This window comes from Phormidesmis priestleyi ULC007, assembly GCF_003003695.1.
GTDB lineage: Bacteria > Cyanobacteriota > Cyanobacteriia > Leptolyngbyales > Leptolyngbyaceae > Phormidesmis_A > Phormidesmis_A priestleyi_A.
This window is the reverse complement of record NZ_PVWG01000017.1, coordinates 41,850-55,553: the sequence shown is the minus strand read 5'-3', so window position 1 is coordinate 55,553 and position 13,704 is coordinate 41,850. Positions and strand designations below refer to the sequence as shown.

The 13,704-nt window shown below is 49.3% G+C and carries 9 protein-coding genes; 6 read left to right on the top strand and 3 right to left on the bottom strand.

The features are described 5' to 3' along the window. Window positions 1-18 precede the first annotated feature (18 nt). Window positions 19-2,724 carry a CHAT domain-containing protein gene (locus C7B65_RS15405; protein WP_083582983.1) on the bottom strand — a complete coding sequence of 902 codons (2,706 nt, stop codon included), beginning with the start codon at window positions 2,722-2,724 and terminating at the stop codon, window positions 19-21. A gap of 889 nt (window positions 2,725-3,613) precedes the next feature. Here C7B65_RS15405 and C7B65_RS15400 point away from each other — a divergent pair. The 6 genes from C7B65_RS15400 to C7B65_RS15375 all read left to right on the top strand — a co-directional run bounded on the left by C7B65_RS15400 (window position 3,614) and on the right by C7B65_RS15375 (window position 11,014). Continuing rightward, window positions 3,614-5,770, top strand: coding sequence for a hypothetical protein (locus C7B65_RS15400; protein ID WP_073072635.1), 2,157 nt, complete (start codon window positions 3,614-3,616; stop codon window positions 5,768-5,770). Between the two features lie 161 nt (window positions 5,771-5,931). Continuing rightward, on the top strand, window positions 5,932-6,531 hold the full coding sequence (gene sodB, locus C7B65_RS15395) for a superoxide dismutase [Fe] (RefSeq protein ID WP_073072637.1): 600 nt from the start codon (window positions 5,932-5,934) through the stop codon (window positions 6,529-6,531). Window positions 6,532-6,686: 155 nt separating this feature from the next. Next, window positions 6,687-6,893 (top strand): hypothetical protein, encoded by a 207-nt coding sequence (locus tag C7B65_RS15390; RefSeq protein WP_073072638.1) that lies wholly within the window; start codon window positions 6,687-6,689, stop codon window positions 6,891-6,893. Between the two features lie 5 nt (window positions 6,894-6,898). Beyond that, the gene (gene ppk1 / locus C7B65_RS15385; protein ID WP_073072640.1) at window positions 6,899-9,064 is read left to right on the top strand and encodes a polyphosphate kinase 1; all 2,166 of its coding nucleotides are present in this window, start codon (window positions 6,899-6,901) and stop codon (window positions 9,062-9,064) included. A 432-nt stretch (window positions 9,065-9,496) separates the two neighbouring features. Next, entirely contained in the window at window positions 9,497-10,486 is a 990-nt protein-coding gene (locus tag C7B65_RS15380) for a sigma-70 family RNA polymerase sigma factor (protein ID WP_073072642.1), read from the top strand. A 120-nt stretch (window positions 10,487-10,606) separates the two neighbouring features. Further along, window positions 10,607-11,014 carry a response regulator gene (locus C7B65_RS15375; protein ID WP_073072644.1) on the top strand — a complete coding sequence of 136 codons (408 nt, stop codon included), beginning with the start codon at window positions 10,607-10,609 and terminating at the stop codon, window positions 11,012-11,014. Window positions 11,015-11,093: 79 nt separating this feature from the next. Here C7B65_RS15375 and C7B65_RS15370 read toward each other — a convergent pair whose 3' ends face one another. Continuing rightward, window positions 11,094-11,513, bottom strand: coding sequence for a hypothetical protein (locus C7B65_RS15370; protein ID WP_073072646.1), 420 nt, complete (start codon window positions 11,511-11,513; stop codon window positions 11,094-11,096). 134 nt (window positions 11,514-11,647) lie between these two features. After that, window positions 11,648-13,516 (bottom strand): tetratricopeptide repeat protein, encoded by a 1,869-nt coding sequence (locus tag C7B65_RS15365; RefSeq protein WP_073072648.1) that lies wholly within the window; start codon window positions 13,514-13,516, stop codon window positions 11,648-11,650. Window positions 13,517-13,704: the final 188 nt, after the last annotated feature.

The window sequence follows — 13,704 nt, the reverse complement described above, 5'->3', positions numbered from 1 at the left end:
ATAAGCCACGTTCCATAGTCAAGATTTCACAGCCAATAGAGCCTTCCAGTCAGCGATCGCTTCTTCGCTCCAGAGCCAGTCTTTAGCTAAAGCATCGGGTTGAAACTGGATAGGAGCCTGTCTGAGTACCTGATCGCGCAGCTTAACCGCCTCACCTTTGAACCGAGCCTGTCGATCGGCAGGCTGACCCGGTGCAGATTTTATTGCCACCAGTGCCAAGCCTGAATAGGCAACCAAAGCCTGTTGAGAGGGGGTTTTAATGTCTCCCTGTCTAGACTTTTGCTGCTCTTTGTCCAGCGCGATCGCTTGAATCCAAGCATCACTGGCGCGCTTAAGATTGCCCTCACGGTAGTAAGCAAAGCCCAAAGCCGTGTAGTAGCCTGGGTCAGGCTTCCTAACCGCAGTTTCCCAAAAGCGACGGGCATCAACTGCGCTGTAGTTGATGTTGCGGGTCTTCATAAACTGCCAAGCCAACCGACCTCGCAAAAAACTGGTCGCAGGCACATCTTTCTCTGCCGGGAGCGTCTGTAAGGCAGATCCCGCCGCAGGCAAAGCGCCCCGATCGAGCAGTTCCTCTACCGCTTCCTGCCCGGCTTTTAAGTTGCCCTGGCTAAAATTGGTTGTAGCAGTTCCAGTCAGGCTATTGGTGTCAGCTTTAGCAGGATTTGTAGACGTTTGACTAGTAGACGGCTGATCGAGACTAGGAATTCGGCGTAGAAGGTCATCTGGGCTAGAGCTAGGTGACGAGCTAAACTTAGAAACTCCCCAAATGCCCAGTACTACTGCCGATGCGATGCCAACCCCTGCGATCGCCGATTTCCAAGGCAGACGCAACTTTCGCTTTGTGGGCATCTGCCCATAAATACGCTCAAAGGGAACAGTGTTTAACCCAAAGGGTGCGGGTTGAGACGGTTGGATCATAGGAGCAGGAGCCTGTTGCGCGATCGCCGACTGACTGCCTAAAGTCTCAAGGTCTGACTGTGAAGATAAATCTGAATTAGGTAGATTGTGAGTCTTGTATAGACGTTGCAGATTTTGCTGAACGTGCTCGTAGTGGGGTTCTAGCCGCAACGCTAATTGGTAGGCAGCGATCGCTTGAGGAATTTGATCCCCATAGGCTTCGAGAGCAATTCCCAATTTGCTGTAGGCTTCGGCCGACGGGCTGAGTTGAATTGCATCCCCATAAACCCCGATCGCGCCTGCTACATTCCCCTGAGCAAACAGCATATCGCCCAAGGTGATATAGTCTTCAGCCCCGTTGAGCTGTAGCTCGATCGGGTTAGGCTCTTGTTCAGCCTGCTCCTCAAATAGAGCCTGATCTCCAGAGGTCTCTCCAAAAGGATTCGCAGTCTCTCCAGAAAGCTGTTTAAACAAATCCAGAACGGCATCTCGATCGGCTTCATCTGGCTCCTCATAATGATCTATCTCGTCTGAATCGAGCGGAGCAGTCACCCTTAAAGGCATGGATGCCGATGGAACGGCGGGGCGATTCTCGATCGGGCGTTCTTCAAACCGAGTCTGAGCGGAATCAGGGTCAAGCGGAGGCTGCAAATAGCCATCAAAGTCAGGATGCAGATACAGAATCGGCAATGCCCAATACAACTGATTTGAGCCGTAGGAAGACAGTAGCCCTTGTCTTGCCCGACTTAAACTGAGGTCGATCGACGATCGCTGCCGCAAGTTGCGATAAAACAGACGACTCAAGGTCAGCGCCACATCGTCTGGAATGCGCTCTGCCATTGCCAACACAGCCGGAACACCTCGTCTCAGCAGTGCGTCTGCCAGGTTGCCATTTTCGGCTTCGCTCGTCGGGTCAGACGTAGCCGTGTAAACGCCTCGACAAGAGTTAAAAACTGCCATGCGGATGCCGTTGTTAACTAACAGACCCGCTAAATCGTCACCGCTCAAAACTTCAGTTAACCCCGTCTTATCGCTGACCAGATATAAATCGCCGCCCGACTCGCCCAGATTGCTGTGCCCTGCATAGTGCAAAACTTGATAGCAGCCTTGCTCTAGGGCTTGGGTGAGCTGCTCCCTGCCGGGCTGGTCAAGAATGGTGAGTTCGATCGCGGGCAAAGGCGCATTGCCCGATCGGGTCGCTTGCTCTCGCTGAAGTTCTTCATTCAGGTGATTGGCTTCTTGTCGGAGCGCCAAAACTTCTTGATCGGTAGGAGCCGCCAGCACCATGAGAATTTTGAGCGGTTGATTTTTCTCTAGAGTTGGCAGAGGTTGAGACTGCAACACCGTCGCCATTGGCGCAAACGCAGACTGATAGCGCGAGAAAATCACGTCAGTTCCGGTGGCGAGGGGGCGACCTCCCGCATTCAGCACTTCCCACGGCAGGCGAGGCAAACGATCGCCCCGCAGACCTAGCCGCAGCCGCAGATCTTCGCGTCGGTTTTGGGCAACCCCTTGGGCAGTCACCCAGCTATCGCGAATGGTGCCTTGAAATAGAGCGTTGTAGAGAGTTTGCCCTAATGTCAACAGGCTATGAGAAAGGGAAGATTCTGCCGGATCGCCACTCGTCGATCGCCCCGGAAAATGCCCACGCAGCAGCCCCAGTAAAGGATCGTGCATGAGTTGACCCGCTTGTGCCAGCCATTCATCGACGTTCCAAGTGACTAGCTCCTCGGCTAATGGCACCCCTGGCGACACCCGTTCTGTGCGAATCCAATACTCGTCTTCTCTGACCGGAGTCACAGAAATATAGAATTCCTGAGTCACAACTACTCTCCAAGAAGACCTAATCTATTAGCAATACCCAAATTTAACGATCGACTTTCCATATTCCTCATAACCACTGATAAAAGCGGCAGATCAGGCAAAATCTTTGAAATTCGGACCTTTTGAAGAATTTTTCAAAACTTCCTGTTTCCAGGATTACAAATTTTTGACCCTTCTTGCACACAATCTATAGCAATCCTGAATGATTTGTGGGATGGGCATCCTGCCAGTACAGGATAGAAGCCTTCCACAAAGCACAAAGGGCTTTATGCATGAATACTCTCGACGAAAAGTCGTTACCGAAAGTTCATTCAACTGGCGCATTTATTTCCGGGAAGCTGCGAAAACTCTGGAATTAGGAGTTGGTAGATGCACCCTGATTAAAATCCTCAGTCCATGCCTAGTGGATTGGGGATTCTTTTTATCTGGGGATGCGGTGACGCGGTGTCCGACTTTCCTAAAACCGCCCAAAAGCAGCCCTCACCCTAGCCCTCTCCCGCAGGTGAGGGAACCAGAGATCGGTTGAAAGTCCTTCACCCAGCGCTCCTGCCGTGTATACATAAGTCCTTTCGCTTCGTTGTGAGCGGCTTCTGCCCCCTAAATCCCCCCTTCTGGGGGACTTTGAAACTGAAAGTCTGAGGTCAAAGTCCCCCAGAAGGGGGGATTTAGGGGGCGACCTCCAGCAATCCGAACTTGAAGCAATTAGTGTATACACAAGCTCCTGCGGGAGAGGGATTTGGGGTGAGGGTTCTTAGTTGCATATCGCACGAGCTATCTCCCTTTGAGTGATATCTATCGCTGGGCAGAGTTATTAATCGTCTAAGCAACTGAAAATGTGTGCGGTTCTGCTGTGGTTTGGACACGATCGCCCCTTTCAGACCGATAAAAAATGCGCCCTTTCTCCCGATCGCTGAAGAATGTTGACCACCAATCGCTCTCACAAATCGGTTTGTTCACGGGTCTGCTGGTAATCACGATCGCGCTAGTCATCTTATATGTTTCAAGTGAGAAAACCTTTTATTGGTGGGATTACACCACTTATCAACGGCTGCTTGACGAAACGGAATCTGCCTTTCGCACTTCACCTCTTCGAGCGCTGATTAGCACTTGGCGATCGGCTGGAAGTGATTATGGCAAATACCCGACCCTATTGCTCTTGCCGTTGCGATTTGCGTTTGGAGAGTCTCGCTTAGTCTATATTCTCAGTGTGTCACTCGTCTATTTTGTGCCGTTTACTTTGACGTTGGCAGCGATCGCGACTCAACTCATCCCAACCGCTCAACCCAATCACGTTCGCTGGACAACAGTGTTAGTCACGATCGCCACTCCGATCGCTTGGGCACCGACTCTGCGCGGCTATGTTGATATCGGAGCCGCGTTGCTGATGGCGCTTGCAGTCTATGTTTATTTGCAAGATGTGAGGCTCAAATCTCGCAGGCAGAGTGTCGCGATCGGAGTTTTGTTGGGGTGTGCGCCTTTGTTTCGTCGTCACTATGCCTATGCCGTGATCGCATTTTTAGTCGCGTTGGGTTTGCAAGCGCTAATTGATGCGGCTTCTCAATGGCGGCAATCTCCTCGGCAGGCAGGTCGAGAGTTGATCAATCGGGGATTACACATTGGGCTGATTGTGGTCGTCAGTTTGGCAACGATCGTCCTGTTCGGCAGGCACTTTATTCTACGAATTCTGCACAACGACTTCAGCAGTTTATATACGTCTTACGAGGTTTCGCTCGGTCAAGGCTTGCAATATTATGGCATCTCATTTGGCTGGGTTGCCTGTCTGATCGCGGCTTTGGGCTATGCGATCGGGCTTAAAACTCGCATCTTATCCAGTTCTGCCGTTCGCTTTATCGTCTCGTTTTACGGGATGCTGTTTTTGCTGTGGGTGATCAAGGTGAAAACCATTGGCGTTCATTACACCACTCATTTCACACCCTTGATTATTCTCGGTTTGGTTGCCTTTGGCTGGACGATTTGGTTGACGCTGAAAAAAAATCGACGGCTCGCTTTAGGAATTTTTGTCGCCTATCTAGCCATTAATCTGATCATCGGACTGGCTCCGGTGAGTGGACTCGATCGCACGTTTCTGCGTCCCACTCGGTTCGGGATGAGCGTCCTTCCGGATAACACAGGCACTCCGTTAAGCGAGTTGTTTGCCGCTAACAATGCCCCGTTGCGGCGAACAGATTACAACGAAGTCGTGCGGTTAAATCGCTATCTGGTCAGCCTGACTCCTAATCACGAACCTATCTATATTGGCGGCTCTTCTGCTTTGTTTAACGGGAGTATAATCACTAGCACAGACCAAACTCTGCATCACAAACAGGTGCTAAATTTGCTGCCAGTCGAAGATGTTGACTCGCGAGATCGCTATCCGATCGATCAATTATTACAAGCAGAATACGTCGTCGTCGCAGAGCCATTTCAATATAACTTGCGCCCAGCCGAGCAAGATGTAGTCAAAGTAATCAACGAAATCTTTGCAACCCATTGGCAAATTGCTCAAGATTTTAAGCGGCTTCCTGAAGTGTTTCGGTTGACAAATGGGATCACAGTCAACATTTATAAAAGGCAGCGATCGACTTCTTTATCAACCGCTATTAACACCTTTGAAGCCATGCGGAACTTTGTCGGCTCATCGCGCCCTGGCGGTCAATTTGATTGGGTTGCGACCACCAGAACGTCAGGCTATTCACTTTGGGAACAAGCGGATGTTCTCAATCTGGCGACCAATTCAGACGCGAGCCAGTCCACTTCTTTTCTATACATCAATCCGCTTCCTAAGACGAGAGCAAAACTCACCGCAAAGATTCAGCCCAACGATCGCCCCTGCCGCCATCTAGTCACCCGTTTGGATGCCATCGATCGTCAGTCTCGCATTCTCAACACGGTTCAACAAGACCACGATCTAGCCCAACCGATCGAGCTTTCGCTGCTGATTCGCATCGAGGGCGCTGACTATTTGCTATTGACGATCGCTGAAAATTTGCAGAGCCACGATCGCTGCAAGCTCACGCTCAATTCGCTCAACATCATCCCAGACTAATCTAAAGTCATTACCTCTTCGTTTTGCGATAAAATTGAGTATGTAGTTATGTTTCTGCCGATCTCGTGAAGTAATCGGCGGCAGGAGACAAGCTTGTATAGAATGCGAATAGAAGTCTTTTCGCCAAAGCCTGAAACCAGACTAGAAGAGGATAGAACACAATGGCAGTTACACAGCCCCCTTTACCGTTTGCTAAAGACGCGCTTGAGCCATATGGCATGAAGGCAGAGACGTTTGATTATCACTACGGCAAGCATCACGCTGCCTATGTCACAAACCTCAACAACCTGATCAAAGATACTGAGCTTGACAGTAAGCCGTTAGAAGAAATCATCACCGCATCGTTTAAAGACCCGGCCAAGGTTGGGGTGTTTAACAACGCGGCTCAAGTTTGGAACCACACCTTCTTCTGGAACTGCCTGAAAGCGGGTGGCGGTGGCGCTCCGACGGGTGAAGTTGCTGAACGAATCAACAAAGACTTCGGCAGCTATGACAAGTTTAGAGAAGAGTTTAAGGCGGCCGCAACCACCCAGTTTGGTAGCGGTTGGGCCTGGCTCGTTGACGACGGTGGCACCCTCAAAGTCATCAAAACCCCCAATGCAGAAGACCCTCTCGCTTACGGGCAGAAAGCACTTCTCACCCTTGACGTGTGGGAACACGCCTACTACATTGACTTCAAAAATGCGCGCCCCGCGTTTATCGACAACTTCTTAGACAAGCTAGTCAACTGGGACTTTGTTGCCCATAACCTCGCTGCCTAGTCAGATTTAGTTGAAAGATAGGATAGTTAGACAGTCACGAAGCGATCGTGGCTGTTTTTTTGCAACTTGTGCTAGATAACACCCACAAATTCAACGAGTACGATATGGTAATTGTGTAAAAATTCTGATCCCAGGATCTTGAGTCCCTAGCCTATATGGACAGCAACAAACTCGCCCATTATATAGAAGCCACCAATGGCATCTCAAAACCCTGGCTATTAGCGCAACTGCGACTGATCAAATTAAAAGAGCGCCAATCGACCCTTTCACCCGAAGACTATGAAGCTGCGCTGGCAGATCTTCATCAAGACTTGATGAGTTTAGGCGAGTGGTGGGTTGGTCTTGAAGAGGAAGTATTTTAACCCCTATGCCCCGACGTAAAAAAGCTCTCGAAGAGATTAATCTCAGCGATCCGCAATATTACTTCAGCCGCGAAATGAGCTGGCTAGAGTTTAACAATCGAGTGCTGCACGAAGCGTTTGATCCTCGCACTCCTCTGTTAGAACGGCTCAAATTTATGGCAATTTATAGCTCTAACCTGGATGAATATTTCATGGTGAGAGTTGCCGCCCTTAAAGAACAAGTCGAAGCGCAGGTCAGCAAGCTCAGTGCCGATGGGCGCACCCCCCAAGAGCATTTAGACATGATCTATCAACGGCTGCGCCCAATGGTCGAAAAGCAGCATCGCCATTTTGAGCAAGCGTTGCGCCCTCAATTAGCGGCTCAGGGCATTTATCTGCTTGACTATATTGATCTCAATCAAGAGCAGCGCACCTATCTGCAAACCTATTTTGAGGAGCAGGTGTTTCCGGTCCTGACCCCGTTGGCGATCGACCCCAGCCATCCGTTTCCCTACATCTCAAGTCTCAGCCTCAATTTAGCGGTGGTGGTCAAAGACGGCATCACGGACGAAGAATTATTTGCCAGGGTGAAAGTGCCCAAAGTTTTGCCGCGATTTATTCAGTTGCCGATCGAAACTCAAGATTTGCCCACATCGGTGCCAAAATCTCGCCCTCCCGTTTGGGCAGGCGTTCCCCTAGAGCAAGTGATTGCTCACAATTTAGATCCGCTCTTTCCAGGCATGAAGATTCAGGAATACTATCCGTTTCGCATCACCCGCAACGCCGATCTAGATCTTGAAGAAGACGAAGCCGAAGATTTGATGCTGGCGATCGAGCAAGAATTGCGAAAACGCCGCTTTGGAGGTTCTGTAGTTCGCATCGAGCTTCAGCCCTCAATGCCCGAAGGCATCCGCGCAATGCTCATGCAGGAAATGGGCTTAACCTCCAACGATGTCTACGAAGTCGAAGGATTGCTCTGTCTGCGAGATCTGTTTGGGCTGATAGACCTACCCGTGCCCGAACTCAAAGATCCGCCTTGGAGTCCGGTGACACCGCCCCGACTCAAACGAGTCAACGAAATCGATATCGAAGATCTTGCCGAAAGCGAAGAAGACTTTTTCTCGGTGATTCGCAAACAAGATTTGCTGGTGCATCACCCTTACTATTCGTTCTCTAGAAGTGTGCAGCGATTTATTACTGAGGCGGCTCACGACCCAAGCGTCTTGGCCATCAAGATGACGCTCTATCGCACCTCTGGAGATTCTCCGATCGTCAGCGCTTTGATCGCGGCGGCTGAAAACGGGAAGCAAGTGGCTGCGCTCGTCGAACTCAAAGCCCGATTTGATGAAGAAAACAACATCCTCTGGGCAAGAAAGCTAGAAAGTGCAGGAGTTCACGTCGTTTATGGGCTAGTCGGACTGAAAACTCACACCAAACTCGTGTTAGTCGTGCGGCGCGAAGAAGGGAAAATTCGTCGCTATGTCCACATTGGCACGGGAAATTACAATCCCAAAACCGCCCTACTCTATACCGATCTGGGAATGTTTAGCTGTCACAACGATCTCGGCGCTGACCTGACCGATTTGTTTAATTTCTTGACAGGCTATTCGCGTCAGCAGTCTTATCGCAAATTAGTGGTGGCTCCGGTCAATTTGCGCGATCGCCTCCTCACCCTAATTCACCGCGAAATCGACCATCAGCGCAATGGTGGTCACGGGCGGATCGTTGCCAAAATGAATGCTCTCGTTGACCCTAGACTGATCGTTGCCCTTTATGAAGCCTCTCAAGCGGGTGTCTCGATCGATCTGATCGTCCGGGGAATCTGCTGTTTGTGCCCCGGTGTGAAGGAGGTCAGCGAAAATATTCGCGTGGTCAGCGTGGTCGGTCGGTTTTTGGAACATTCGCGGATTTTTTACTTCCATAACAATGGTCAAGAAGAAATCTTGATGGGCAGTGCAGATTGGATGCCTCGCAACCTCGATCGCCGGGTCGAAGCGGTGGTTCCGATCGAAGACCCTGATCTGATCAAAGACCTAGAAGAAATTCTCGGCATTATGCTGGCAGACAACCGCCACGCTTGGGATTTGCAGCCCGACGGACGATATGTTCAGCGTCGCCCCACCAATGGCAGCCCCGAACAAAGCTCGCAAAAAATCTTTATGGAGATGGCGCAGCAGGCAACCGCTATATAAGGGGTCAGGGGTCAGGGGTCAGAGGTCAGAGAAGTCACTATGTTTAACTGATTGAACTAAAGAAAACTCGCGCAGAAATGAGCAAGAGGCAACGGGTGCTCAACTCCGGTTGCCTCTTGTTTTGTTTGAAATCTTTGTTCCCATAATATTTCTGATCTAAATCTGCACATCCCCGATCTAAACTCGACACCCTTAATCAACAAAACCGTTTACTATAGCGCTTACATCCACCCCTATTTCTTCCATAAAGACACGAGAATTAGGTCAAAAAAAGCTAAAAATTTAGCTCATAAGCAAAAAATAACAACTTCAAATAAAAAAACAATCAAAAAAGCTCATCTTTCTTGAAAAAGATGTGAACAATGATCAAAAAGTAAGCTACAGTTGGATTCAAATTTTTGAATGTAAATTAGCAACCTTGCACCCAACCCAATGACAACTAAAGTTCCTACCACCCCCACTTCGGTTGACTTAATTCCTGTTGATCTCGACATTGACCCAACTGAACTAGAAGCCTTAGACAACGAAGAGTTGGAGCCAGAAGCCCTGGTGCGATCGGTGAAAGGGAAAACTAGCGATTATCTCGGTCTTACTGATGACTCAGTTGGGATGTTTCTACGAGAAATGGCCCGCTATCCTCTGCTGACTCAACCGCAAGAGATCGAACTTGCTAGAGAAATCGCAAAAGGCGGTGCCCAGGGTGAAAAGGCAAAGCGCAAACTCGTTCGCGCCAACCTTCGTTTAGTAGTTTCTATTGCTAAAAAATATCTTAATCGTGGCGTTCCCTTTCTTGACTTGATTCAAGAAGGAGCAATGGGGCTGATGAGAGCCGCCGAAAAATTCGATTATGAGCGAGGCTACAAATTCTCGACCTACGCATATTGGTGGATTCGTCAGGGCATTACCCGCGCGATCGCGTCTCAGTCAAGAACAGTTCGCCTCCCCGTTCACATGGTCGAAAAACTTAACCAGGTTCGCAAAGTGCGGCAAACGCTCACCCAAACTCTAGGACGTAAGCCTACTAAGCAAGAACTTGCCGGGGCGCTAGATATGGATGAGGACAAACTAGAACAAGTCTTAGATGTGAGCCAGCGTACGCTCTCACTTCACGCTTGGGTGGGGCGAGACGAAGACACTGAGTTGATGCAGCTCATTCAAGACGCTGACAACATAGCGCCCAATCAATCGCTTGATCACAATCTGCTCTGCGATCGCCTTAACTCGGTGTTAGACCATTTGAGCGATCGTGAACGAGAAATCATTAAGCTGCGGTTTGGCTTAACCGATGGACAGCACTACACCCTAACTGAGATCGGTGAGCGCTACCAGCTTTCTCGTGAGCGAGTGCGTCAGATTCAGGCAAAGGCAATGAGAAAATTGCGCCATCCTCGCCGTCAGGCTCTGCTCAAAGACTGGATGTAAAACCTGCCATAGACTCAGCAATATTGAATCTTAGTACTGGTTAATCCTTACGGTAGAGGACTCAATATGTGGAAACTGCTACATTCTACCTAAGTATTAAGCTCAATATTTCGGGTTCAAATGTTGTCTTGTGAGCGTCAAGTGTTGCGTGTATTAGTCGTCGATGATCATGAACTAACTCGTGTGAGCCTTAAGCATGCGTTGCAGCGGCAAGCAGGGATTGAGTTGGTGGGTTTGGCAAGCAACGGGCGAGAAGCGGTTGAAATGGCAGATCGTCACTTGCCCGATGTCATTGTCATCGATCTACAAATGCCCGTGATGGATGGGTTGAGCGCATCAACTCAAATCAAAGTAGATCATCCAAATATCAAAATTCTGGCTTATTCATCTCTAGAAGATCCTCAGACCGAAGTGATGCTTCAGACCGCAAAGGTTGACGCTTTTTGTAAGAAAGACATTGCCTTTCAGGAACTCGTGAAGGTGATCAATCGATTAGGTCAACGACCAGAAGAAGCCGATGCTTATTGAGAGCAAGTTATGACATGCCCTTTTATAAATAGTTGGCGGGCAAAAGAGTCAAATCTTTTGCCCGTCTGTTTGATTGACTTTATCTTGGAGTAATTGATAGCGTGTAAGGATTGCGTCCCTGGGCACGATCGCCCACATAGACCGAGTAGTTACCCTTAATCCAGCGCCCTGGAATCTCGATTTTGCCGCCCGACAAACTATCGGCTTGCACACAAACGGCTTGCCCTTTGACTCCAGTAATCAGCAGCGTCGGTTGACCAGCACCCTTGAGGCTGAAGCGAAGGTTGCTATCTGCGGTCACTTGAATTGTATGGTTAGGGGTGTCGGCAACAAACCCCGCACAGCTTGAATCTTTTTTGGTTCCGCCAGACGTGCCATTGAGCATCACTGCTGAAGAGTTTGGAGAGATTGCCACAATTTGACTAGAAGCAACTCCCGCAAGTGCTAGAACGGCAGCGATCGTCGTAGGCACCACTGACCAACGCTTAGATGATTTCATCGAATTCACCCCCCTAGAACTTGAAATACTTCACAGTTTTAGTATTACAAGTGACCACAGGACTGAACTGAGGGTTGTTACTCTTCCTAAAGTGGCACTGTTTTGATTGTTGATAAACAACAAAAAAATCTCGACTACGATGAGGTTCGATATCGTTCTAATAACTCTGATAGATAGTCGTATCCATCCACCCCGATCGCTTCAAGAATATACGATCGCTGTCCTTCTAACACTTGCTGAAATGAGTCGCCTAATCGCCCTTGCAAAATGGTGAGTAACCCAGCAGACTGTCGCCAATCGTTAGACCCCATTTGTTCAAGTTTATACATGGCTAGAGAGGCGGATAAGACTGCTTTACCATAGTTTTCTAGTTGATAAAACGCTTCAGCAAAATGAGCCAAATTGATCGCTTGAATATAGAGATCACCCGAAAATTCAGACGATCGAATGCCGCTCTCTAAAAACTTCAGCGCTTTTTCCGCTTCGCCCAAAATTACATAAGCATTGCCCAAACTGGTATAGCAAAGTGCCTTGCTTTGTCCGTCTCCTAATCTTTCCGAGCGTTCCAGTCCTTGTTCTAGATAGGCGATCGCTGTTTCATAAACTTCTGGTGCTGACTCAAGCTGTTGGGCTTGAAAGACCTCGCTGTAACCCAGATTTGCGAGGGCGTTGGCTTCTCCCATGAGATCGCCGCTTTGCCGACTTAAAATCAATGCCCGTTGGCTATAGCTAATCGCTTCCGCGTAGGCTTTTTCAGTCACACCAATGCGGCTGAGATGATTCAAGTTAGCAATTTCACAGGGACGATCGCCTGCTTCATGAGCGATTTCTCTCGCCATAGCATGCATCTCTTTTGCCAAGTCAAGCGGCCCTCTAACTCGCTGTGATGAACCCAATAAAGTTAGAATTCGCGCTTTTTCTTGAGTGCCCTCAGCGTGTTTAAGCGGTTCGCTCAGATAGCTCATGGCGTTGCGGAAATATCCTCCTGTGAAAGAGGCAAACACGGTGCCATAAAGCGGGAAATAATCGCGTTGAGAAAAGACTCGTAATCCTTGCAGGGTGATGCGGAATGCGGCTTCGGTGTAGCGATCGCGATTCAAAGAATTCAGCGAGGTTGATCGACTAAAGCCGTTTGCCAACTGCGACCAAATCACGCCAAATGTCAGAAAAATTGCGATCGACAGTTTTGCCCCAGCTTTGGAGTTATAGACCAGATTTTCTGCCCAGTTCACCAATCCATGCTCGATCGCTTGCAGCACGATCGCCAACTCTACCCAAGCTGCCAGCGTCACCTCGGTCTGACTCGCTGCCCAATCGCTGCCAGACTGCTGCTCATAGAGCGCTTGAAATAGAGACTTTGGCACCGCTCCGATCGGCTGTTTTGCCCAGGTTGCCCAAGGATTATTCTGCCCTAACGCACCCCCAAATCCCAGTTGATCGGGATCATAAATCCAGCTAACCAGATGGCCTTGCAGATGTTGCCACGACTCCAACCCACGGGCAATACCTTCTGCAAGCTGCTGCATTTCTTCTTTCGTTGCAGGATCAGAAATCGGCTGCTGGCGCAGCGTAGCAGCCAGTTGTTTAAGCTGCTCAGGCGCAAGCTTTTGAGGATGATTGGGGTCAGTAAACTTGAGGAAAGCCAGCAAGCGTTGAGCCGATTCAGCCTGAGTGATCTGATGCAGTGCGCTGACGATCGCTTCTCGCGATCGATTTTGAGTTTGCCAGCGATCCCATTCTCCTCGAATCGTTTGCAACGCTCTTAATGAACGAGTTGCCTTCGCTTGTTTTGCCTCGTTTTTAGGATCGTCGGCTTGTTGCTGCGTGGTTGTGAAGCGATCGCGCAAACATTGCTCAAAGTCTTCTCCAGTGCCCGGTTCGGCTTCTTGCAACAGCATTTGATAAACTTGCTCTTTAGAGCGAATGTTGCCCTTGAGCGTGAGTTGCACAATCTGATCGATGAGTTCTAAATAGCGATCGTGAAGGGGAGATGTCTCAGACATAGAGGGCAAATTCAGCGATGAAAAGGGTTTGCTGACTGAGGGAAACTAGATTTGAATGCCTCTAATCATAAAAGCAACTGGCAAAAATCACCGCAAAATCATTCTAAAAAATAAAGGCGCAACTGCTTGCACCCTTAAAATTACAAATTAAATCTGCGTACGGGCATGGCACTGCCGTGCCCATTATC

Excerpts from the sequence above, each read along its gene's own strand:
- C7B65_RS15400 (WP_073072635.1), top strand. The coding sequence starts at position 3,614 with ATGCGCCCTTTCTCCCGATCGCTGAAGAATGTTGACCACCAATCGCTC.
- sodB (WP_073072637.1), top strand. The coding sequence starts at position 5,932 with ATGGCAGTTACACAGCCCCCTTTACCGTTTGCTAAAGACGCGCTTGAG.
- C7B65_RS15390 (WP_073072638.1), top strand. The coding sequence starts at position 6,687 with ATGGACAGCAACAAACTCGCCCATTATATAGAAGCCACCAATGGCATC.
- ppk1 (WP_073072640.1), top strand. The coding sequence starts at position 6,899 with ATGCCCCGACGTAAAAAAGCTCTCGAAGAGATTAATCTCAGCGATCCG.
- C7B65_RS15380 (WP_073072642.1), top strand. The coding sequence starts at position 9,497 with ATGACAACTAAAGTTCCTACCACCCCCACTTCGGTTGACTTAATTCCT.
- C7B65_RS15375 (WP_073072644.1), top strand. The coding sequence starts at position 10,607 with ATGTTGTCTTGTGAGCGTCAAGTGTTGCGTGTATTAGTCGTCGATGAT.
- C7B65_RS15370 (WP_073072646.1), bottom strand. The coding sequence starts at position 11,513 with ATGAAATCATCTAAGCGTTGGTCAGTGGTGCCTACGACGATCGCTGCC.
- C7B65_RS15365 (WP_073072648.1), bottom strand. The coding sequence starts at position 13,516 with ATGTCTGAGACATCTCCCCTTCACGATCGCTATTTAGAACTCATCGAT.